This window comes from Nonomuraea sp. NPDC004702, assembly GCF_053601695.1.
On record NZ_JBSGCE010000011.1, the window covers coordinates 69,567 to 91,751 of the forward strand.

Annotated in this window: 19 protein-coding genes; 11 read left to right on the forward strand and 8 right to left on the reverse strand. The window is 71.7% G+C overall.

Annotation, left to right across the window (positions count from 1 at the left end; genetic code table 11):
- Window positions 1-107: 107 nt before the first annotated feature.
- The 5 genes from ACWEJ6_RS16430 to ACWEJ6_RS16450 all read left to right on the forward strand — a co-directional run bounded on the left by ACWEJ6_RS16430 (window position 108) and on the right by ACWEJ6_RS16450 (window position 5,327).
- On the forward strand, window positions 108-866 hold the full coding sequence (locus ACWEJ6_RS16430) for a succinate dehydrogenase cytochrome b subunit (RefSeq protein WP_352352918.1): 759 nt from the start codon (window positions 108-110) through the stop codon (window positions 864-866).
- Window positions 863-2,788, forward strand: a complete 1,926-nt coding sequence (locus tag ACWEJ6_RS16435; RefSeq protein WP_352352917.1) for a fumarate reductase/succinate dehydrogenase flavoprotein subunit — start codon at window positions 863-865, stop codon at window positions 2,786-2,788. The genes ACWEJ6_RS16430 and ACWEJ6_RS16435 overlap by 4 nt, the downstream gene beginning before the upstream one ends.
- Window positions 2,785-3,525 (forward strand): succinate dehydrogenase/fumarate reductase iron-sulfur subunit, encoded by a 741-nt coding sequence (locus tag ACWEJ6_RS16440; RefSeq protein ID WP_352352916.1) that lies wholly within the window; start codon window positions 2,785-2,787, stop codon window positions 3,523-3,525. Before ACWEJ6_RS16435 ends, ACWEJ6_RS16440 begins: the two co-directional genes overlap by 4 nt.
- A gap of 135 nt (window positions 3,526-3,660) precedes the next feature.
- Entirely contained in the window at window positions 3,661-4,191 is a 531-nt protein-coding gene (locus tag ACWEJ6_RS16445; protein WP_452424404.1) for an RNA polymerase sigma factor, read from the forward strand.
- Window positions 4,188-5,327, forward strand: coding sequence for a CU044_5270 family protein (locus ACWEJ6_RS16450; protein ID WP_452424405.1), 1,140 nt, complete (start codon window positions 4,188-4,190; stop codon window positions 5,325-5,327). Before ACWEJ6_RS16445 ends, ACWEJ6_RS16450 begins: the two co-directional genes overlap by 4 nt.
- Before the next feature lie 21 nt (window positions 5,328-5,348).
- On the opposite strand, the gene ACWEJ6_RS16455 is transcribed toward ACWEJ6_RS16450, so the two are convergent.
- Window positions 5,349-6,287 (reverse strand): anti-sigma factor RsbA family regulatory protein, encoded by a 939-nt coding sequence (locus ACWEJ6_RS16455; RefSeq protein ID WP_452424407.1) that lies wholly within the window; start codon window positions 6,285-6,287, stop codon window positions 5,349-5,351.
- Between the two features lie 266 nt (window positions 6,288-6,553).
- On the opposite strand from ACWEJ6_RS16455, the gene ACWEJ6_RS16460 reads away from it, so the two are divergent.
- Window positions 6,554-7,741 (forward strand): RtcB family protein, encoded by a 1,188-nt coding sequence (locus ACWEJ6_RS16460; RefSeq protein ID WP_387677191.1) that lies wholly within the window; start codon window positions 6,554-6,556, stop codon window positions 7,739-7,741.
- A gap of 53 nt (window positions 7,742-7,794) precedes the next feature.
- On the opposite strand, the gene ACWEJ6_RS16465 is transcribed toward ACWEJ6_RS16460, so the two are convergent.
- Entirely contained in the window at window positions 7,795-8,184 is a 390-nt protein-coding gene (locus ACWEJ6_RS16465; RefSeq protein ID WP_358294425.1) for a VOC family protein, read from the reverse strand.
- Window positions 8,185-8,256: 72 nt separating this feature from the next.
- Here ACWEJ6_RS16465 and ACWEJ6_RS16470 point away from each other — a divergent pair, with 72 nt between their 5' ends.
- Together ACWEJ6_RS16470 and ACWEJ6_RS16475 are read left to right on the forward strand one after the other, a co-directional pair.
- A complete protein-coding gene (locus ACWEJ6_RS16470) occupies window positions 8,257-8,937 on the forward strand; it encodes a phosphotransferase (RefSeq protein ID WP_452424410.1) in 681 nt (226 codons plus the stop codon).
- A gap of 159 nt (window positions 8,938-9,096) precedes the next feature.
- Window positions 9,097-9,516, forward strand: a complete 420-nt coding sequence (locus ACWEJ6_RS16475; protein ID WP_452424412.1) for a spore-associated protein A — start codon at window positions 9,097-9,099, stop codon at window positions 9,514-9,516.
- A 54-nt stretch (window positions 9,517-9,570) separates the two neighbouring features.
- On the opposite strand, the gene ACWEJ6_RS16480 is transcribed toward ACWEJ6_RS16475, so the two are convergent.
- Genes ACWEJ6_RS16480 through ACWEJ6_RS16500 form a run of 5 tightly spaced genes read right to left on the reverse strand, consistent with a single transcriptional unit; the run spans window position 9,571 to window position 16,581 of the window.
- Window positions 9,571-10,191, reverse strand: a complete 621-nt coding sequence (locus ACWEJ6_RS16480; RefSeq protein WP_352352909.1) for a phosphotransferase — start codon at window positions 10,189-10,191, stop codon at window positions 9,571-9,573.
- Between the two features lie 48 nt (window positions 10,192-10,239).
- A complete protein-coding gene (gene narI / locus ACWEJ6_RS16485; protein ID WP_452424414.1) occupies window positions 10,240-10,920 on the reverse strand; it encodes a respiratory nitrate reductase subunit gamma in 681 nt (226 codons plus the stop codon).
- Window positions 10,917-11,471 carry a nitrate reductase molybdenum cofactor assembly chaperone gene (narJ, locus tag ACWEJ6_RS16490; protein ID WP_452424416.1) on the reverse strand — a complete coding sequence of 185 codons (555 nt, stop codon included), beginning with the start codon at window positions 11,469-11,471 and terminating at the stop codon, window positions 10,917-10,919. The genes narI and narJ overlap by 4 nt, the downstream gene beginning before the upstream one ends.
- Window positions 11,468-13,069 (reverse strand): nitrate reductase subunit beta, encoded by a 1,602-nt coding sequence (gene narH, locus ACWEJ6_RS16495; RefSeq protein ID WP_452424418.1) that lies wholly within the window; start codon window positions 13,067-13,069, stop codon window positions 11,468-11,470. Before narH ends, narJ begins: the two co-directional genes overlap by 4 nt.
- Window positions 13,069-16,581 carry a nitrate reductase subunit alpha gene (locus ACWEJ6_RS16500; protein ID WP_452424420.1) on the reverse strand — a complete coding sequence of 1,171 codons (3,513 nt, stop codon included), beginning with the start codon at window positions 16,579-16,581 and terminating at the stop codon, window positions 13,069-13,071. The genes narH and ACWEJ6_RS16500 overlap by 1 nt, the downstream gene beginning before the upstream one ends.
- A gap of 45 nt (window positions 16,582-16,626) precedes the next feature.
- Here ACWEJ6_RS16500 and ACWEJ6_RS16505 point away from each other — a divergent pair, with 45 nt between their 5' ends.
- From ACWEJ6_RS16505 to ACWEJ6_RS16515, 3 genes are read left to right on the forward strand one after another with little or no spacing between them, the layout of a single operon-like run.
- A complete protein-coding gene (locus tag ACWEJ6_RS16505) occupies window positions 16,627-17,802 on the forward strand; it encodes a nitrate/nitrite transporter (protein ID WP_397218513.1) in 1,176 nt (391 codons plus the stop codon).
- Between the two features lie 55 nt (window positions 17,803-17,857).
- On the forward strand, window positions 17,858-19,546 hold the full coding sequence (locus ACWEJ6_RS16510; protein ID WP_387677210.1) for an ABC transporter ATP-binding protein: 1,689 nt from the start codon (window positions 17,858-17,860) through the stop codon (window positions 19,544-19,546).
- A gap of 2 nt (window positions 19,547-19,548) precedes the next feature.
- Window positions 19,549-21,303 (forward strand): ABC transporter ATP-binding protein, encoded by a 1,755-nt coding sequence (locus ACWEJ6_RS16515; RefSeq protein ID WP_452424423.1) that lies wholly within the window; start codon window positions 19,549-19,551, stop codon window positions 21,301-21,303.
- Here ACWEJ6_RS16515 and ACWEJ6_RS16520 read toward each other — a convergent pair.
- Window positions 21,300-22,175 carry an MBL fold metallo-hydrolase gene (locus tag ACWEJ6_RS16520; RefSeq protein WP_452424425.1) on the reverse strand — a complete coding sequence of 292 codons (876 nt, stop codon included), beginning with the start codon at window positions 22,173-22,175 and terminating at the stop codon, window positions 21,300-21,302. The genes ACWEJ6_RS16515 and ACWEJ6_RS16520 overlap by 4 nt on opposite strands.
- Window positions 22,176-22,185 lie beyond the last annotated feature (10 nt).

The following is a 22,185-nucleotide window of genomic DNA, read 5'->3' on the forward strand; positions in this document are numbered from 1 at the left end:
ATTTTTCCTTATGCCGACCGTATAAACCAAGCATCATAGCCGGAAGCTATGGAAACCAGATCCGCGATGACTTGGACGGATCATTGCTGGATACCTAGCGTTCAAACGTGACTGCCACGATAGAGCGCGGCGCCGCCACCGCGCCTGTTAACGCCCCCAAGGGTGCCTCGCCCGCACCGACGTCCAAGAAGCCGAGCCGGTTCCTGAGCTCGTCGAACGGCAAGAAAGTCGTCATGGCCGTCACGGGCGCCGTGATGGTGTCCTTCCTCGTCCTGCACATGCTGGGCAACCTGAAGATCTTCCTCGGCAAGGACTCGTTCAACGAGTACGCCGTCGCCCTGCGCACGCTTCTTGAGCCCATCGCGCCGTACCGGACGGTGCTGACGATCCTGGAGATCGGGCTCGTCGTCTCGGTCGTGCTGCACATGTGGGCCGCGATCTCGCTGGCGCGCAAGGCGGCCAAGGCCCGTCCGGTGAAGTACGTGGCCAAGAAGTCCCAGGCCAACGGCTACGCCACGCACATCATGCGGTTCGGCGGCCTGACGATCCTGCTGTTCGTGATCTGGCACCTGCTCGACCTGACCTTCGGCGTCGTCAACCCCAAGGGCTTCGACTCCGAGCCCGCCGACCGCATGGTCGCCGGCTTCGACCCGTCCCGCTGGTGGGTGACCCTCATCTACCTCGTGGCCGTCGTCATGGTCGGCCTGCACCTGCGGCACGGCATCTGGAGCGCCTTCCAGACGCTGGGCTGGGCCAACCGCAGCCGCTACCGCGGCCTGCGCCTGACGGCCGCCCTCGTCTCGGCGGTCCTGGTCGTCGGCTTCCTGGCCCCGCCCCTCGCCATCACGTTCGGAGTTGTGAAGTGAAGTACACCGAAGGCTCGGAGATCCGGGACACCAAGGCGCCCGCCGGTCCCATCGAGGAGCGGTGGGAGAAGCGGAAGTTCAGCGCCAAGCTGGTCAACCCGGCCAACAAGCGCAAGCTCAACGTGATCGTCGTCGGCACCGGACTGGCGGGCGGCTCGGCCGCGGCGACCCTGGGCGAGCTGGGCTACAACGTCAAGTCGTTCTGCTACCAGGACACGCCCCGGCGCGCCCACTCCATCGCCGCCCAGGGCGGCATCAACGCCGCCAAGAACTACCGCGGCGACGGCGACTCGATCTACCGGCTCTTCTACGACACGGTCAAGGGCGGCGACTTCCGCGCCCGCGAGTCGAACGTCTACCGCCTGGCCCAGGTGTCGGTGAACATCATCGACCAGGCCGTGGCCCAGGGCGTGCCGTTCGCCCGCGAGTACGGCGGCCTGCTGGACACCCGCTCGTTCGGCGGCGCCCAGGTCTCCCGCACGTTCTACGCCCGCGGCCAGACGGGCCAGCAGCTCCTGCTGGGCGCCTACCAGGCGCTGGAGCGGCAGATCGCGGCCGGGACCGTGGAGATGCACACCCGCCACGAGATGCTCGACCTGATCGTCTCCGACGGCCGGGCGCGCGGCGTCATCGTGCGCGACATGGTGACCGGCGAGATCGAGCGGCACCTGGCCGACGCCGTGGTGCTGGCCACCGGCGGTTACGGCAACGTGTTCTTCCTGTCCACGAACGCCAAGGGCTGCAACACGACGGCCATCTGGCGGGCGCACGAGCGCGGGGCGTACTTCGCCAACCCGTGCTACACGCAGATCCACCCGACCTGCATCCCGGTCTCCGGCGAATACCAGTCGAAGCTGACGCTGATGTCGGAGTCGCTGCGCAACGACGGCCGCGTGTGGGTGCCGCTGCGCAAGGACGACGACCGGGCCCCCGGCGACATCCCGGAGGAGGAGCGCGACTACTACCTGGAGCGCATCTACCCGGCCTTCGGCAACCTCGTCCCGCGTGACATCGCCTCCCGCGCCGCCAAGAACGTCTGCGACGAGGGCCGCGGCGTCGGCCCCGGCGGGCTGGGCGTCTACCTCGACTTCCGCGACGCCATCGGCCGGCTCGGCCGCGACGCCGTGGAGAAGAAGTACGGCAACCTCTTCGAGATGTACGAGCGCATCACCGGCGAGAACCCGTACGACGTGCCGATGCGCATCTACCCCGCCGTCCACTACACGATGGGCGGCCTGTGGGTGGACTACGACCTGCAGTCCACGATCCCCGGCCTGTTCGTGATCGGCGAGGCCAACTTCTCCGACCACGGCGCGAACCGGCTCGGCGCCTCGGCGCTGATGCAGGGCCTGGCCGACGGGTACTTCGTGCTGCCCACCACGATCGGCGACTACCTGGCCAACGGCCCGTACGGCGAGGTGGACGAGGAGGCCGTGGCCGAGGCGGAGATCAAGGTCCGGACCCGGATCGACCGCCTGATGTCGGTGAACGGCACCCGCACCCCCGACTCCTTCCACCGCGAGCTGGGCAAGCTCATGTGGGACTACTGCGGCATGGAGCGCACCGAGGAGTCGCTGCGCAAGGCCCTGGAGCGCATCCCCGAGCTGCGCGAGGAGTTCTGGAAGAACGTCAAGGTGTCCGGCACCGCCGAGGAGCTGAACCAGGTCCTGGAGAAGGCCGGCCGCGTCGCCGACTTCTTCGACCTGGCCGAGCTCATGTGCCTGGACGCCCTCGTCCGCACCGAGTCCTGCGGCGGCCACTTCCGCGCCGAGTCGCAGGACCCCGACGGCGAGGCCCTGCGCGACGACGAGCACTTCGCGCACGTCTCGGCCTGGGAGCGCACGCCCTCCGGCGAGACGGTGCTGCACAAGGAACCGCTCGAGTACGAGTACGTCAAGATGACCCAGCGGAGCTACAAGTGAACCTGACCCTCAAGGTCTGGCGTCAGAGCGCCCCCTCGGACGCCGGGCGCATGGTGACGTACCGGGTGGAGGACGTGTCCCCGGACATGTCGTTCCTGGAGATGCTGGACGTGCTGAACGAACGGCTGATCCTGGAGGGCGACGACCCGATCGCCTTCGACCACGACTGCCGCGAGGGCATCTGCGGCATGTGCGGCATGGTCATCAACGGCGTGGCGCACGGCGAGCAGCGCGCCACGACGACCTGCCAGCTGCACATGCGCCACTTCGAGGACGGCGCCGAGATCACCATCGAGCCGTGGCGCGCCGCGCCCTTCCCGGTGGTCAAGGACCTGGTCGTGGACCGCAGCGCGTTCGACCGCATCATCCAGGCGGGCGGCTTCGTCTCGGTCCCGGCCGGCTCGGCCCCGGACGCGCACAGCGTTCCGGTGCGCAAGGAGGACGCCGACGCCGCGTTCGACGCCGCGACCTGCATCGGCTGCGGCGCCTGCGTGGCCGCCTGCCCGAACGGCTCGGCCTCCCTGTTCACCGCCGCCAAGATCACCCACCTCAGCCTGCTGCCCCAGGGCCAGCCCGAGCGCCTGACCCGCGCGAAGGCCATGGTGGACCAGATGGACGCCGAGGGCTTCGGCGGCTGCACGAACACCGGCGAGTGCACGGCGGTCTGCCCCAAGGGCATCCCGCTGGACACCATTGCCCAGATGAACAGCGACTACCTCAAGGCCAACGCCAAGTAGGCCAGGTCGAGCAGGCCCCGTCCCGGAACGCCACCGGGGGCGGGGCTTCTGCTTTTCCGGCGAGCTGTAACAACAGGGACGTTCCCACCACTTCCCGGTGTCAGAAGAACGCATCAGGGACGAAGGGGCTGCGCGGTGACGGATGATTCCCGCCGTTTCACCGGCATGTACGACGAATGCCGACAACGGGTGTGGGCCTACGCGGTCAGTCGTGCGGGCCGGCAGGTGGCCGACGAGGTGGTGAGCGAGACGTTCGCCATCGCGTGGCGGCGGCTGGACGACGTGCCGGAGCCGCCGCTGCCGTGGCTGCTCGGCGTGGCGCGCAACCTCCTGCGCGACGACGCCCGCTCGCAGGCGCGCAGGGACGCGCTGGCCGCCGAGCTGAGCTCGTGGACCGAGGACGGCCGCCCGGACGTGGCCGAGCAGGTGACCGAGCGCATGGGCGTGCTGCGCGCGCTGGCCGAGCTGCACGAGGACGACCGGGAGGTGCTCATGCTGGTCGCCTGGCACGGGCTGTCGCCCAGGGAGGGCGCCCGGGTCGTCGGCTGCTCGTCGGCGGCCTTCCGCGTCCGGCTGCACCGGGCCCGCAAGCGGCTCACGCGAGCCATGGAGTCCGCCGAACCGTCCCGTCCCTACGTGCGCAACCTCAGCGAGGAGTGGTCATGAACCCGATGGACGAACTCCGGGCCGCGCGGCCCGCGCACCTCGGCGACCGGCCGGTGGACGAGCACACCAGGGCTGCCGAGCTCGCGCACGCCATGTCCGGGCCGCGCGGGTCCCGGCGCCGGCGCACGGCCGTACGGCCGGTGTGGGGGCTCGCGGCCCTGGCGGCGGGGGCGACCGCGGTGGCCGTCGTGGTGGCGGGGAACGCGGCTCCGGCGCCCAGGAAGCAGGCTCCGCAGGCCGGGCAGAGCGCGTCGGCGACGCCGCGCAAGGTCACGCTGTCGGCCAGGGAGGTGCTGCTGGCCGCCGCGGAGAAGGCCGACCGGCAGCCCGACCGTACCGGCGACTGGTGGTACACCGTGACGGTGAGCAGGCACGCCTACCCCGCCGTCAAGGGCGGGTACCTGGTGCTGGACCGGCAGCGCAACGAGGAGTGGACGCCGCGCGCGACCGGCGGCGAGCAGTGGAGCCGCACCCGCCGGCTCGGCGCGCTGCCCGCGAGCGAGGCCGACCGGCTGGCCTGGGAGCAGGCGGGCTCGCCCGCCGGGATCGAGGTGGTCGTGCCGATGAAGAAGGTGGCCCCGCTGACCCTGCGGACCTCCCCGGACAAGGCCACGACCTCGCACAGCCCCCTGGTCGACGGCGACAAGGTGTTCTGGCTCGGCCGCAACGTCACGATGAAGGACCTGCGCGGCCTGCCGGACGAGCCGGCGAAGCTGAAGAAGTGGCTGCTCGACTCCTACGACGGGCATTCCACCGAGTCGTCCAGCGTGGAGATGTCCGCCGACACCTGGCTGTTCACGGTCAGCGTCGGGCTGATCGTCTCCATGCCGGTGACGCCGCAGGTGCGCGGCGCCGCCTTCCGCATGCTGGCCGGGCTCGACTCCGTCAAGGTCATCGAGAACGTCACCGACGCCGAGGGGCGCACCGGCACGGCCGCGGCCATCCAGCAGAGCGACGAGCGCACCGGCGTGCGGGAGAGCCGCCTGCTCTTCGACGAGGCCACCGGGCGGGCGCTGGGCACCGAGAGCGTCGTGGTCGAGCCGCGCGGCCTGTGGAAGAGCTTCGAGCCGGGCACGGTGTCCAGCTCCGAGGCCGTCCTGGAGGCCGGCTGGACGGACGCCGGCCCCCAGCGCTGAGCCCTGCGGCGGTCCGCGCCGTCAGTCGCGCAGCAGGTGCAGGCGGAAGCGCGTCCCGGCCGGCTCGGAACGCACCTGGAGCAGGTCGCAGAGCTGGCGCACCACCCACAGGCCGTGCCCGCGCAGGGCGGTCGGGGCGGGCGGCAGGTAACCGGGCAGGACGGCCGTCAGCTTGCCCGGGTCGGTCACGTCGCACACGACGGCGCTCCCGTCGGTCCAGATCGCGAGGTCGCCGTGCCCGCCGCCGTGCTCGACGGCGTTGGCGGCGACCTCGTTGACGGTCAGCAGCAGGCGGTCGGTCAGGGCGCGGGACAGGCCGAGCCGTTCGGCGGTCGCCCGCACGTGCCGGCGCACGCGGTGCAGGTCGCCGTCGAAGCGCAGGCCGGCGGCCCCGGGCGGCGGAGGCGGCAGCGGGTCGTGGTCGGAGGCGTGGCTGAAGGACTCGGGCTCGACGTAATCGGTGCTGGCACGGGGGCCGTCACCGGTCAGCAGCCCCGGATGGGTCCGGCGGGCGCCGCCGACGACCCGGTCCGGCACCGCGCGCGCGTCGAAGGCGCAGACCATCCAGGCCGCGCGGGCGGCGAACGCGGCGTTGAGCACCGACTCGTACCGGGTCCACTCGGCCTCCTCGACCGGGGTGCGGCCGTGCCAGACGGGCTCGCCGATCACCCTGACGCGGGGATGGGCGTCGAGGTAGCGGCCGTAGGCGGCCAGGGTGCGGCCCGGAGCGTCGTACCAGCCGCCGGCCTCGGCGAACTCGACCTCGCCCGCGTCGCCGCCGAGGGCCCGCGAGAGCAGGCCGATGTTGGCGGCCGTGGTCACCACGAGCACCCTGTCCCGCGCGGCCAGCCCGTCGCGGCAGAAGGGCACGGCCGCGGCCAGGAAGCCGGCGTCGGTGGAGTAGACGAGCGCCTGGTGGACCAGCGGATGCTCGTCCGGCTGGCCGGCGACGGCGATCATGTGCGCCCCGTTTTCTCCGCGACGGCGAGCTGCTGCCCGGCCACGATCGGTTGGAGGGGTCGGGCCGTTCTCAACGGTATATCTCCCGGGTGCGCGCATACAGGGTGTATGTCGGCACACCACGGTCACCATAGCCAATGGAGCGCGGACCCGGACCGGGCTTGCCAAGATCTTCGGGGGCGGGGGCCGGACTAAATCGGTTGCAGGGGGTATGTCGTGTCTGGCCAGATAGATCGTGTTCATGAAGGCGGCCGGGAGGAGGCGACATGGCGTACAACGAGGTGAGCGGGACCAGGCATCCGCTGCGGATGTGGGCGGAGCCGGAGACGGTGGAGCCGCAGGCGATGCAGCAGTTGCGGAACGTGGCCAACCTGCCCTGGGTCCATGGCGTCGCCGTCATGCCCGACGTGCACCACGGCAAGGGGGCGACGGTCGGGTCAGTCATCGCGATGAAGGACGCGGTGTCGCCGGCGGCCGTCGGGGTGGACATCGGCTGCGGGATGACGGCCGTGAAGACGTCGTACCAGGCGTCGCAGCTTCCCGACAACCTGGCCTACCTGCGGGGGAAGCTGGAGCAGGCGGTCCCCGTCGGCTTCCAGCACCACAAGCGGCCCGTCGATCCCGGCAAGGTGCACGGGATGCGGACGGCCGGGTGGGCGGAGTTCTGGCGCGAGTTCGACGACCTGGCCCCGGCCGTCCACGCCCGCCGCGAGCGGGCCGAGGCGCAGATGGGCACGCTCGGCGGCGGCAACCACTTCCTGGAGGTGTGCGCCGACGACGAGGGCTGGGTGTGGGTGGTCCTGCACTCGGGGTCGCGCAACATCGGCAAGGAACTGGCCGAGCACCACATCGGGGTGGCCCGCCGCCTCTCCCACAACCAGGGCCTGGTGGACCGGGACCTGGCGGTGTTCCTCGGCCACACCCCGGAGATGGACGCCTACCGCCGCGACCTGTACTGGGCCCAGGACTACGCGCGCCGCAACCGGGCGCTGATGATGGGCCTGGTCTGCGACGTCCTGCGCCGCCACCTGCCGGGCATCGGCTTCGACCAGCCCATCTCCTGCCACCACAACTACGTGGCCGAGGAGCGCTACGACGGGGTGGACGTGCTCGTCACCCGTAAGGGGGCGATCCGGGCGGGCAGCGGGGACCTGGGGATCATCCCGGGCTCGATGGCCACCGGCACGTACATCGTGAAGGGGCTGGGGAACCCGCGGGCGTTCAACTCGGCCTCGCACGGGGCCGGCCGGAAGATGAGCAGGACCAAGGCCAAGAAGACGTTCACGGTCAAGGACCTGGAGGAGCAGACGTTCGGGGTCGAGTGCCGCAAGGATCCCGGGGTGATCGACGAGATCCCGGGGGCGTACAAGGACCTGGAGTCGGTGATGGCCGCGCAGCGGGACCTGGTGGAGGTCGTGGCGCACCTGCGGCAGCTCATCTCCATCAAGGGCTGAGGCCCGCACGGCCCTGAGACGGGCCGTGCGGGTGCGCGGTCACGCGGGACGGCTCAGGGGTGCGGGGCCGTCCCGGCGCGCTCCGCGGCGCTGCGCAGGACGCAGAACTCGTTGCCCTCGGGGTCGGCGAGCACCGCCCAGCCGGTGCCGTCCGGCTCGCGCAGGTCGGCGATCAGGGTGGCGCCCCGGCGCACCAGGCGCTCGACCTCCTCGTCGCGCGTGGAGTCGGGACGCAGGCACAGATGCAGCCGGTTCTTGGCCGCCTTCGGCTCCGGCACCTTGTTGAAGTGCAGGATCGGGCCCTCCTTCAGCATCACCCGCGTCTCCTCGTCACCCGGGCGGTCCTCCGGGTGGACGGGACAGCCGGTCACCTCGCTCCAGAACCGGGCGAGCTCGTACGGATCCGCGCAGTCGATCGCGACATTCTGCAATACCGACACCATGCTGGGATCCTGCCCCAAAGCAGGGCGCATGTCGCAGGAGACTTGCCCGGCGCCACCAGAAGGGCGGACCCGATGGAGATCGGCGAGTTGCTGGGATCGGGCCGCACGGCCGACGTGTACGCGATCGGGGAGGACCGGGTGCTGCGGCGCAACCGGTTCCCGGCGGACACGCGCCGGGAGGCGGAGGTCATGGCGCACGTGGCGGCCCGCGGCTATCCCGTCCCGCGGGTGCATCCGGGCGGTCACGGGCCGGCCGACCTGGTGATGGAGCGGCTGGCCGGGCCGACGATGTTGCACGCGATGCTCGACGGCCGGATGGAGCCGCGGGAGGCGGGCACGATCCTCGCGCGCCTGCTGCGCGGGCTGCACGAGATCCCGGCGCGGACGGCGGCCGATCCCGGGCACCGGGTGCTCCACCTCGACCTGCATCCCGACAACGTCATGCTGACCCCTCGGGGGCCGGTGGTGATCGACTGGTCCAACGCCGAGGACGGGCCGCCCGCGCTCGACCGCGCGATGTCCGCGGTGATCCTGGCCGAGGTCGCGGTCCAGCCGGCGACCGGGATGGCGGACGCGGCACGGGCCGTCCTGGACGGGTTGCTGGCCGGGCTCGGCGACGCCGTCCCGGGGGCGGAGCACCTGGCGGCGGCCAGGGCCAGGCGGGCGGCCAACCCGACGCTCAGCGCGGCGGAGATCGCCGGTCTCGGCGCCGCTGTGGCGGAGATCACGCGGCTCGCCGCGGCGCTGGGATGACCCCGTCGCACCTGCGCGGTCGGCCCCGGGACGAGCCGGAAGGCCGTGGATTACGGGGGAACCGAAATCGCATTTGTGTGTTGTTCGCCTGCTGTTCGCTTTCTTGATCACTCGCTGCGCGAAGCTGACGGGCGTTCAAGAGCGACAGTAAGGATGAACATGCGCACGATCACCAAGACGCTCTTCGCCGCGGGCGTGCTCGCCTGCGGTCTGGCCGCCGTCCTGCCCGCACAGGCCGCCGTCGCCGCCGTGGACCCGGCCGGCGTGTGCGGGTCCGGGTTCCGCGTCATCGACTCGCACCCGTTCAAGTCCGGCAGCACGGCGCTGGGCACGATCTACCTGTCCTACAACTCCGGCACCGGCAAGAACTGCGTGGTGACGGTCAACAAGACGCCGTACACGCGGTGGATGCGGGCGACGCTGAGCGTGCAGGGCGGCGCGACCAAGACCGACGCCGGTGAGTTCAAGTCGTACGCCGGGCCGGTGATCCTGTCGGCCGTGGACACCTGCGTCAAGTGGGGCGGCGCCTGGGACGAGTCGCCGTACGTGTGGACCAGCGGCTGGAGCCACTGCGGCTGATCCCCGTCAGGACGTCCGGGCCTCGCTCCCGGGGCTCGGGCACCGCGGGACGCGTCAGGCGCTCCAGGCGGCGGTGCGGTCGAGGCGCTCGCGCCACAACTTCTCGCCGCCCCCGCCCGGCTCCCACCGGCCGCAGAACTCCAGCAGGTCGCGGCAGCGCGCCACCATCGACGCCTGCCGCTCGGCCCAGGACGGCACCGGCCCGCCGTAGGCGTCGAAGAAGCGCGGCAGCAGGGAGACGTGCTCGGGGTGGTGGCTGCGGACGATCCACTCGCACCAGGCGAGGTCCTCCACCGGGCGGCCCGGATGGGCCCACTCCCAGTCGAGGATCGCGGTGGTCTCGAACGTGGCGGGGTCGAACAGCAGGTTCTGGGGCCCGTAGTCGCCGTGCACGATGCCGAGGCGGTGGATGCGGGCCAGGACGCGGCCGCACTCGGCCAGCACCTCGGCGGCGCGGCCCTCGTCCAGCAGGTCCTGGCCGTGGGCGCCGGCCACGAAGCGGGTGGTCAGGCTCGTGGCGGTGATCTGGTGCACGCGCGGAACCGGGAGCCGGCCGCGCAGCCGGCGCAGGTATCTGCTCTCCGTGCCCAGCCTGAAGGCGGCCTCCGGGCCCTGGTAACACTTGACGACCAGAGCGCCGTCGCCGACCGTGCTGTTGGTGTACCCGTGCTCCACAGCCAACGATTCTGACGCACCGGCCCCCGTTCCGGGCGGCGCGGCGCGCTATCGGGACCGGGCCCGATACACGATGTAAGGGCGGAACAAATAGGTGATCGGCGCCGAAAGGGCGTGCACGAGGCGGCTGAACGGGAAAAGCACGAACAACGCCATCCCGATCACGGTGTGCACCTTGTAAAGGATGCTCGCGTGCCCCATCGCGGTGGCGTCCGGGTTGAGCACGAAGACGCCGCGGAACCAGGGGGCGACCGTCGTCCGGTAGCTCACCTCGCTCGGCACGAACCCCGCCACCGTCGTCACCACGCCCGCGACGATCGACGCGGCGAGCACCACGTACATGGTCTTGTCGTTCTTCGTCGTGGACAGGAAGACGGGCCCGTTCGTGCGGCGGCGGTAGATCAGCAGGGCCAGCGCCACCAGTGTGGCCAGCCCGGCCAGGCCGCCCCAGATCAGGGCGTTGGCGTGGTACGCCTCGTTCGACACGCCGATCGCGTCCGTCCAGGAGAGCGGGACGAGCAGGCCGGTCACGTGCCCGATGATCACGAAGATCAGGCCGTAGTGGAACACCGGGCTGGCCACGCGCAGCAGCGGGCTCTCGTAGAGCTGCGACGACCGGGTGGTCCAGCCGAACTTGTCGTACCGGTACCGCCAGATCAGGCCGCCGATGAAGATCACCAGGGTGACGTACGGCGCGACCACCCACAACATGCTCTCGCCCCAGCTCACCGGTACCCTCCCACGGTCTCGGCGGGCGGCCCCCCGGCGGCCAGGCGGTGCGCCGCGGCGCGTTCGGCGGCCGTGGGCGGCGGCAGGGCCGCGCACACCACCCCGACCACCTCCGCGTACGGCGAGCCCAGCTCGGTCAGGGCGGACAGCAGCAGATCGAGCCCGACGCGGTGCTCCCGCAGCAGCGCCACGCCGGACGGGTCGAGCGCCGCGAACTCCAGCACGACCGGCAGGAAGTCGGGCAGCTCGTCGTCCATCAGCTCCCAGCCGGCCACGCGGTAGCGCTGCTTGAGCGCGGCCAGGGACGCCCCGCGGCGGCGGGTGTCGCCGTCGGTGTAGTAGGTCAGGTAGAGGCAGCAGCGCCGGTGCAGGTCGAACGTGTCGACGTAGTGCGCGGCCAGGTCGCCCGCGTCCATGTCCGCGATCCGCGCCAGGAACGCCGCGAAGTGCGGCTCGGCGGCCTCCCTGATCAGCGGCAGGCGGCGGTGGAAACGTTCGTCGGGGTAGGCGAGCAGGTGCGCGGCGGCCTGCCAGATCACGGCCTTGTTCATGATTTTCCCTTTTTCGGCGGGAAGAGTCCTGCTGGGATGCCCCGGCCGTCCCAGTTAAGGAGGTTCACCCGGTCGTGGGTGATCTCGTCGCTGGTCTGGCGGTCCTTGAGGCCGTGGAAGGACTCGACGGAGACCGGCAGCGGCTTGCCCGACGCCTCCCCGAAGGGGGCCTGCATGCCGGGGCCGCCGTAGTAGTCGAGGCTGCAGCCGGCCTCCTCGACCACGCCGGGCACGTTGCCGTACGCGGTCGGGATCACGTACCGCTCCTCGTACTTGGCCAGGGCCAGCAGGCGGTACATGGACCTGATGTCGTCCTCGGTCAGGCCGGTGTCCGGCAGGACCGGCTCCTGCCCCAGGTTGACCCCCCGCATGTACGAGCGCATCGCGGCCAGACGGCGCAGCGCGGCCGTCACCGGGACGGGATCGCCCGCGGTGAACAGCTCGGCCAGGTACTCCACGGGGATGCGCAGCGACTCGATGGCGGCGAACAGGTTGTCCGCGTCCTCGCCGTCGTGCCCGGTGTTCGCCAGGGCGTCCACGACGGGGGAGAGCGGCGGGACGTACCAGACCATCGGCAACGTCCGGTACTCCGGATGCAGGGGGAGCGCTATGCGATATTTCATGATCAGGTCGTAGACCGGGGACCTGCGGGCCGCCTCGATCCAGTCGACGGGCAGCCCCGACGCGGCCACGGCCGGGTCGTCGGGGTCGACGAAGACGCCGAGCTGGGCCTCGTACAGGTCCCGCTCGTCCGCCACCGAGGCGGCCTGGCTCACCCGGTCGGCGTCGTAGAGCAGCACCCCGAGGTAGCGCAGGCGGCCCACGCAGGTCTCCGAGCACACCGTCGGCAGCCCCACCTCGACCCGCGGGTAGCAGAACGTGCACTTCTCGGCCTTGCCGGTCCGGTGGTTGAAGTACACCTTCTTGTACGGGCACCCCGTCACGCACATCCGCCAGCCCCGGCAACTGTCCTGGTCCACCAGGACGATCCCGTCCTCGGCCCGCTTGTACATGGCCCCCGACGGGCACGAGGCCACGCAGGACGGGTTCAGGCAGTGCTCGCAGATGCGCGGCAGGTAGAACATGTACGCCTGCTCGAACTCCAGCCTGACCTGCTCCGACACCTTCCCCAGCACCGGGTCGGGGGACGGGTCGCCGCCCAGGTTGTCGTCCCAGTTCGCGCTCCAGCGGATCTTCATGGGCTCGTTGCTGATCAGCGACCGCGGCGGCGCCACCGGGACGTCGTCGGACAGCGGGGCCCGGGTCAGGTTCTCGTAGTCGTAGGTCCAGGGCTCGTAGTAGTCCTGGATGGAGGGCATGAGCGGGTTGGCGAAGATGCCGGCCAGCTTGCGGAACCGGCCTCCGGCGCGGAGTGTCAGCCGGCCCCTGCGGTCGAGCTTCCAGCCGCCCCGCCAGCGTTCCTGGTCCTCGTACCGGCGGGGGTAGCCCTGGCCGGGGCGGGTCTCGACGTTGTTGAACCAGACGTACTCGACGCCGGGACGGTTGGTCCAGGTCTGTTTGCAGGTCACGGAACAGGTGTGACAGCCGATGCACTTGTCCAGGTTCATCACCATGGCGATCTGAGCCATGATCTTCATCAGTAGCGCACCTCCTGCGACCTGCGGCGAATGGTGGTGACCTCGTCCCGCTGGTTGCCCGTGGGGCCGAGGTAGTTGAAGGCGTACGAGAGCTGGGCGTAGCCGCCGATCATGTGCGTGGGCTTGATCAGCACCCTGGTCAGCGCGTTGTGGATGCCGCCGCGGCGGCCGGTCTCCTCCGACTTCGGCACGTCGATCAGGCGGTCCTGGGCGTGGAACATGTAGACCGTGCCCTGCGGCATGCGGTGGGACACGATGGCCCTGGCCACCACGACGCCGTTGCGGTTGACCGCCTCGATCCAGTCGTTGTCGGCGATGCCGAGCCGGGTGGCGTCCTCGGTGGACATCCAGATGGTCGGGCCGCCGCGCGACAGCGACAACATGAGCAGGTTGTCCTGGTACTCGGAGTGGATCGACCACTTGGAGTGCGGGGTCAGGTAGCGCAGGGTGGCGCTCTCGCCGAAGAGCTCGGCCATGTCCAGCGGCGGGCGGTAGACCGGCAGGGCCTCGCCGTACTCGTGCATCCAGTCGTGGTCGAGGAAGAAGTGCATGCGGCCGGTGAGCGTGTGCCAGGGCTTGCCGTTCTCGACGTTGATCGTGAACGGCGAGTAGCGGCGGTCGTGCGCCTCCTTGCCCGACCACTCCGGGCTGGCCGCGACGTGCGTGGGCCGGGCCTGGGTGTCGGCGAAGACGATGCGGTGGCCCTCGTCCATCAGGTCGTCGAAGCTGCGGCCGGTGCGCCGGGCGAGCTGGCGGAAGCCCTGGGCGGCCAGCCTGCCGTTGCTCACCCCGGACAGCGCGAGGATCGTCTCGCACGCCTTGGCGTCGGTGTCCAGCTCGGGGCGGCCCTTGGCCACGCCGCGCGGCACCAGGCCGCAGCGCTGGCCGAGCCAGGTGACCTCCTCGTCCGGCATGAAGGTCACGCCCTTGACCTGGAGGCCGAGCCGCTCGGTGAGCGGGCCGAGCGCGGCCAGCTTCTCAGCGACCGCGCCGTAGTCGCGCTCGACCACCTTCAGCGTCGGCTCCGGCGCGCCGGGCGCGCGCCCGCCGGGCTGCCCGGTCTCGCCCGGCGTGTCGTGCTGGTACGGGACCACCACGACGTCCTTGCGCACCCCCAGCCGCTCCTTGGCCAGCGCGCTGAAGGCCCTGGCGATGGCGTGGAAGGCGGCGAAGTCCGTCCTGGTCTCCCAGGGCGGCGAGATGGCCGGGTTGAACGCGTGCACGAACGGGTGCATGTCCGTCGAGGACAGGTCGTACTTCTCGTACCACGTGGCGGCGGGCAGCACGATGTCGGAGTAGACCGTCGAGGACGTCATCCGGAAGTCCAGCGTGAGCAGCAGGTCCAGCTTGCCCCTCGGCGCCTCGGGGTCGGGCTGCTCCAGGTTGGACGTGGCGCCGAGCAGGTGGTGCAGGAAGTACTCGTTGCCCTTGGCCGACGAGCCGAGCAGGTTCGACCGCCACAGGGTCAGCACCCGCGGCCAGTTGGCCGGGTCGTCGGGGTCCTCGGCGGCGTGCCGGAGCCTGCCCCGCCGCAGCTCCTCCAGCGTGTACGCCACGGGGTCCTCGTGCTCGCCCAGCTCCAGCGGGTTGCGGTCGAAGGCGGGCGACATGGGCATCCAGCCGTTGCGCACGGCCTCGGCCACCAGGTCGGCCGTGTGCCTGCCGCGGAACGCGCCGGGCCCGAGCGGCGAGGTCAGCGCGCCCGCGTCGAACCGGTCGTAACGCCACTGGTCGGTGTGCAGGTACCAGTACGGCGTGCCGGGCGCCTGCCGCGGCGGGCGCGACCAGTCGAGCGCGCCGGCCAGCAGCGCCCAGCCGCTCTGCGGGCGGCACTTCTCCTGGCCGACGTAATGGGCCCAGCCGCCGCCGTTGCGCCCCTGGCAGCCGGTCAGCAGCAGCAGCGACAGGAAAGCCCGGTAGATGGTGTCGCCGTGGAACCACTGGGTGGCGCCCGCGCCCATGATGATCATGCATCGGCCGCGGGTCGTCTCGGCCGTCCTGGCGAACTCACGGGTGATCTTGACCACCCGCTCGGCCGGGACGCCGGTGACCGGCTCCTGCCAGCCCGGCGTGTACGGCTCGGCCGCGTCGTCGTACCCGCCGGGCCAGATCCCCGGCAGGCCGGGCCTGGGGACGCCGTACTGGGCGAGCAGCAGGTCGAACACCGTGGTCACCAGCCGTCCGCCGACGCGGGCGACCGGCACGCCGCGGCGCAGGGAGCCCTCGCCGTCGAAGCGCGGCAGCAGGAGCTGGGCCGACTCGCCGCCGTACAGGGTGAGCTTCGGGTCGACGTCCAGGTCGAGGTTCCAGCGGCCCTCGCCCGAGTCGGTCCAGCGGAAGCCGACCGAGCCGTTCGGGACCACCGGCTCGCCGGACCCGGCCATGAGCACGGTCTTCCACTCGGCCGCCTCCTCCGCCGAGCCCAGGTCCTTGGCCGTGAGGAACTTGTCCGGCACGTACGCGTCCTCGTGCTCGCGCAGCGTGACCAGGAAGGGCAGGTCGGTGCAGCGCTTGACGTAGTCGGTGAAGTAGGGCACCTCCCGGTCGACGAAGAACTCCTTCAGCAGCACGTGGCCCATGGCCATGGCCAGGGCGCCGTCCGTGCCGGGACGCACGCTCAGGAACTCGTCGGCGAACTTGGCCGCGTCGCTGTAGTCGGGCGAGACCACCACGACCTTCTGGCCCCGGTAGCGCGCCTCGGCCATCCAGTGGGCGTCCGGCGTGCGGGTGACCGGGACGTTGGAGCCCCACATCACCAGGTACGCGGCGTCCCACCAGTCGGCCGACTCCGGGACGTCGGTCTGGTCGCCGAACACCTGCGGCGAGGCCACCGGCAGGTCGGCGTACCAGTCGTAGAAGGAGAGCATCGTGCCGCCGATCAGCGACACGAACCGGGAGCCGACGGCGTGCGAGACCATCGACATCGCCGGGATGGGCGAGAACCCCGCGACCCGGTCGGGCCCGTACGCCTGGATGGTGTGCACGTGCGCCGCGGCGACCATCTCGACGGCCAGGTCCCAGGTCACCCGGACGAGCCCGCCCCGGCCGCGCGCCCCCTGGTAGCGCGCCCGCTTCTCCGGATCGGTGGTGACCTCGGCCCAGGCGGCCACCGGGTCGCCCAGCCGCTCCCGTGCCTCCAGGTAGAGCTGGACCAGCACGCCCCGCGCGTACGGGTAGCGGATCCGGGTCGGCGAGTAGGTGTACCAGGAGAAGGCCGCCCCGCGCGGGCAGCCGCGCGGCTCGTACTCCGGCCGGTCGGGGCCCACGCCCGGGTAGTCGGTCTCCTGCGTCTCCCAGGTGATGATGCCGTCCTTGACGAACACCTTCCACGAGCACGAACCCGTGCAGTTCACGCCGTGCGTCGAGCGCACCACCTTGTCGTGGCTCCACCGGTCGCGGTAGAACGCGTCGCCTTCCGTGCCGCCTTTCAGGTAGAGAGTCCGCAGGTCACCACTGGTGGCCGATCTGCGGAGGAACCGACCGGTCTTCAGCAGGAGATCCTCGGCGCTCATACCCCCACTCCATCACAGAAGGTGACCCTCTGTTACACAGGGTGTATGTCTGCGCTTCGTAAAGGTCAGGTGCGGAACCTGGCGCTGGCCACGGCGGCCTTCGCCGTGACGTTCTGGGCCTGGAACCTCATCGGTCCCCTGTCGGGCAGTTACAGCAGGCAGCTGCACCTGTCCGCGACACAGACCTCGCTGCTGGTCGCGATCCCGGTGCTGGTCGGCTCGCTCGGCCGCATCCCGGTGGGCGTGCTGGCCGACCGGCTCGGCGGGCGGCGCATGTTCGCGGTCATCTGTTTCGTGTCGATCGTGCCCGTCCTGTTCGTGGGCTGGTCCGAGTCGTACGGGTGGCTGCTGTTCTGGGGTTTCCTGCTGGGCGTCCCCGGCACGTCGTTCGCCATCGGCATCCCGTTCGTCAACGCCTGGTACGAGCCCGCCCGCAGAGGGTTCGCCACCGGCGTGTTCGGCGCCGGCATGGGCGGGACCGCGCTGTCGGCGTTCTTCACCCCCCGCCTGGTGGAGGAGTTCGGCCGGTTCGCGACTCACCTGCTCATGGCCGCGGTGCTCGCCCTGATGGGCGTGATCATGATCGGCGGCAGCCGCGACTCGCCCGCCTGGTCGCCCGCCACCGCCCCGGCCCTGCCCAGGATGCGCGAGGCCACGAAGCTCAGGGCCACCTGGCAGTGCGCCTTCCTGTACGCCGTCACCTTCGGCGGCTTCGTGGCGTTCTCGACATACCTGCCTACCCTGCTCCAGAACGTCTACCACTTCGCCCAGACGGGCGCCGGGCTGCGGGCGGCCGGGTTCTCGATCGCCGCCGTCGCCGCCCGGCCGATCGGCGGCACGTTGTCCGACCGGATCGGGCCGGTCAGGGTGCTGCTGATCTCGCTGGCCGGGACGGTCGTGATGGCGGTCGCGCTGTCGTTCCGGCCGCCCGCCGAGGTGCCCGCCGGGGCCTGCTTCGTGCTCATCGCCTTCTTCCTCGGGCTGGGCACGGGCGGCGTCTTCGCCCTGGTGGCCGAGCTCGTCGAGGCGTCGAAGGTGGGGACGGTGACGGGGCTCGTGGGCGCGGCCGGCGGGCTCGGCGGGTACTTCCCGCCGCTGGTGATGGGGGCCGTCTACGGCGCGTCCGGGTCGTACACCGTGGGCTACCTGCTGCTCGCGCTGACCGCCCTGGTCACCTTGCTCTACACCGTGCGCACGTTCCGGCACGTGCCCGATCGTTAGCCAGGCGAAAAACCGTTTGCCGGGCCGGGCGCCGGCTTGTCAACCTTGTCAGACCATGCGCTCCCTTCCTGAGGCTGATCCCGGCCTGCCCGACATCCGCAGCCCGCTCCGCTACCTGTGGTGGAACGCGCGGCGTCAGGCGCGTGCCCTGCTCGCCGGCATCGGCTTCGCCACCCTGTGGTGGCTGGTGCAGGCGCTCGTGCCCGCGGTGCTCGGCAAGGGCATCGACGCGGTCACCGCCAAGGACACCCGGGCGTTGCTGACCTGGGCGTCGATCCTGCTCGGGCTGGGGCTGCTGCAGGCGTTCACCGGGATCATGCGGCACCGGATGGCGGTGTTCAACTGGTTGTCGGCCGCCTACCGCACCGTCCAGCTGACCGCGCGGCAGGCCGCCAGGCTCGGGGCGACGCTGCCCAAGAAGGTCTCGACCGGTGAGGTCGTCAGCGTCGGCAACTCCGACATCGCCCACATCGGCAGTTCTATGGACATCCTGCTGCGCGGCACCGGGTCCGTCGTGGCCATCGTCGCGGTCACCGTGATCCTGCTGACGACCTCGGTCCCGCTCGGGCTGCTCGTGCTGTTCGGCGTGCCGCTCATGGCGCTCGCCGTCTCGCCGCTGCTCAAACCGCTGCACCGGCGGCAGAAGCGGCAGCGCGAGCTGACCGGCGACCTGTCCACCAGGGCCGCCGACATCGTGGCCGGCCTGCGGGTGCTCCGCGGCATCGGCGGCGAGCAGGTGTTCGCCGGTCGCTACGGCGAGGAGTCCCAACGGGTGCGGCACGCCGGGGTGGGCGTGGCGCGGGTCGAGTCGCTGCTCGAAGGCGCCCAGATCCTGCTGCCCGGCCTGCTCATCGCGGTCGTCACCGGCATCGGCGCCACGTTCGCGGTCGGCGGCGAGATCAGCACCGGCGACCTCGTCGCGCTCTACGGCTACGCCGCCTTCCTCATCGGCCCGCTGCGCACCTTGACCGAGGCGGCTGACAAGCTCACCAAGGGCCACGTCGCGGCCCGCCGCGTCATCCGCATCCTGGCCATCGAGCCCGAGGTCGCCGGCGGCACCGAGACCAGCGGCGGCGGCGTGCTGCGCGACTGCTACAGCGGCGTCACCCTCCAGCCCGGCATGCTCACCGCCGTCGCGGCCGACGCGCCCGAGGAGGCCGCCGCCATCGCCGACCGCCTCGGCCGGTACGCGCCCGGCGACGTCACCTTCGGCGCCGTCGAGCTGGCCTCGCTGCCCATGGCCGAGATCCGCGCGCGCATCCTGGTCGCCGGCAACGACGCCCGCCTGTTCACCGGCAGGCTCAGGAACGAGCTCGACGTCCGCGACGCGGCCACCGACGAAGACGTGCGCGCCGCCCTGCACGCCGCCTGCGCCGAGGACATCGTCGAGGCGCTGCCCGACGGCCTCGACGCCCAGGTGTCCGAGGCCGGGCGCGAGTTCTCCGGCGGCCAGCAGCAGCGGCTGCGCCTGGCCCGGGCCCTGATCGCCGACCCCGAGGTGCTCATCCTGGTCGAGCCCACCAGCGCCGTCGACGCCCACAGCGAGGCCCGCATCGCCGAGCGGCTGGCCAAGGCGCGCGCGGGCCGCACCACCATGATCTGCACGACCAGCCCGCTGGTGCTCGACCGGGCCGACCACGTGGTCTACGTGGCCGGCGGCCGGGTGCTGGCCGAGGGGACACACCGGCACCTGCTGGACGCGTCCCCCGAGTACGCCGCGACCGTGACCCGAGGGGAGGGCTGACCGTGGCCCGCGAGATCCTGCCGGTCGCCGACCGGAAACAGGTGCGCGCCTACGCGCGCAGGCTGACGCTGAAGTACCCGCGGCAGCTCACCGTCGCCCTGGCCCTGCACGGCCTGGCCGCCGTCGCCGGGCTCGTCGTGCCGTGGCAGCTCGGCAGCCTGGTCCAGACCGTCCAGGACGGCGGCGAGGTCGACGGGCTGCTCGTGGCCGTCGTCATCGGCGCGTTCCTGTTCCTCCAGGGCCTGCTGGTCCGCTTCGCCGTGCTCGCCTCGGCCAGGCTGGGCGAGAAGGTGCTGGCCGAGCTGCGGGAGGAGTTCGTCGACCGGGTGCTCGGCCTGCCGCTGTCCACGGTCGAGCGGGCGGGCGCCGGCGACCTGATCACCCGTACCTCCCGCGACGTCGACTCGTTGTCCAGGACCGTCCGGCACGCCGTGCCGGAGACGCTCATCGCGCTGGTCACGTTCGTGATCACCATGGGCGCGCTGGTGCTGGTCAGCCCGCAGCTCATGCTGCCGATGCTGGTCGCCGGCCCGCTGATCTGGTTCGCCACCCGCTGGTACCTCAAGCGGGCGCGCGACGGCTACCTGCGCGAGAACGCCGCGTACGCCGACATGACCGAGGGCCTGGCCGAGACGGTCGAGGGCGCGCGGGCCGTGGAGGCGCTCGGCCTGCAGGAACGCCGGCGCGAGCGCACCGACGGCGACATCAGCCGCTCCTACGCCGCCGAGCGCTACACCCTGGGCCTGCGGACGCTCTGGTTCCCCGCGGTCGAGCTCGGCTACGTGATCCCGGTGGTCTCCACGCTCCTGGTCGGCGGCCTGTTCTACACCAACGACTGGGTGACCGTCCAGCAGGTCACCGCCGCCCTGGTCTATGCCCAGCAGCTCATCGACCCGCTCGACCGGTTCCTCATGTGGATCGACGAGCTCCAGGTGGGCGGCGCGGCCATGGCCCGGCTGCTCGGCGTGGCCAACGTGCCCGACGACCGCGAGCCCTCCGCGGCCCGCCCGGCCGGCGAGCTGCTGCGGGCCGACGACGTCAGGTACGCCTACCGCGAGGGCCGCGACGTGCTGCACGGCGTGTCGCTGACCGTCGAGCCGGGCGAGCGGCTGGCCATGGTCGGCCCGTCGGGGGCCGGCAAGTCCACGCTCGGGCGGCTGCTGGCCGGCATCCACGGGCCGCGCACCGGCGAGGTCAGCGTGGGCGGCGTGCCGCTGGTCGACCTGCCGCTCGACGACCTGCGCGGGCACGTCGCTCTGGTCACCCAGGAGCACCACGTCTTCAAGGGCACCGTCCGCGACAACCTGCTGATCGCCCGCCCCGGCGCGGACGACGCGGCGGTGCGCGCGGCGCTGGCCGCCGTCGACGCGCTCGACTGGGTGCGGGCGCTGCCCGAGGGGCTGGAGACCGAGGTCGGCTCCGGCGGCGCCGCCGTGCCGCCCGCGCAGGCCCAGCAGCTCGCGCTGGCCCGGCTGGTCCTGGCCGACCCGCACACGCTGGTGCTCGACGAGGCCACCTCGCTGATCGACCCGCGGGCCGCGCGCCACCTGGAACGCTCGCTGGCCGCCGTCCTGGAGGGCCGTACGGTGATCGCCATCGCCCACCGGCTCTACACCGCGCACGACGCCGACCGGGTGGCCGTCGTGGAGGACGGCCGGATCACCGAGCTGGGCCCGCACGAGGAGCTGGTCGCCGAGGGCGGCTCGTACGCGGCCCTGTGGGCGAGCTGGCACGGCACCCCCGCCGCCACTCCCTAGGCCACGGGCTCCCAGACCGGCCCTTCGGCCGTGTCCCGCGCGCGGCCGAAGACCACGTCGGCGAAGTGGATGCCGAAGCCGATCGTGTCCGGCCGCAGCAGCTCCTCGACCAGCCGCCGCCGGTGCACGGTCGACTCCACGCGGTCCAGGTCGGAGCCGGCCGGCCACTCGGGACGGCGCACCTGCACGGGGGAGTGCAGGGCGTCGCCGAAGGCCAGCAGCCGCTGTCCGCCCGAGGTGATCGTGTAGGCGGTGTGCCCGGCGGTGTGGCCGGGCGCGAACGTGGCCCGCACGCCGGGGAAGATCTCCTCGCCGTCGCCGAACGTCCTGACCCGGGGGGCCATGGTCGTCAGGGCCTCCGCCGGCGTGCCGAAGTCGAGCGTCCGGTGGCGCTCGGTCCATTCGGGCTCGGCGAACAGGTACTCGGCGGACGGGAACGCGGGCCCGCCGGCGGCCGGGTGCCAGGCCCAGCCGATGTGGTCGATGTGCAGGTGGGTGAAGGCCACCGCCTCGACGTCCTCGGGACGGCGGCCCACCCGGGCGAGGTTGTCCAGCAGGTCGCCGCCGCGCAGCTCGCCGATCAGCGGGTCGGCCGGGTCGTCCGGCTGGTGCACCGGGCCCACGCCCGCGTCGATCAGCAGGGCCCGCTCGCCCGCCTCCACCAGCAGGCCGCCGATGCCGGCCACGAGGTTGCCGGTCTCGTCCAGGTGGTCGGCGTTCTCGGCCCAGTCGCGCTCGGTCGTGCCCGGCAGCCAGCCGTACGGCTTGAGCCGCACGCTCCCGTCGGGCACGAACGTGACCTTGAGATCGCCGACCCGCAACGACCGGAGGATGGACGGGCGGCGCAGACGAAGGCTCTCAGAAGTGCTCATGGCGGAAACT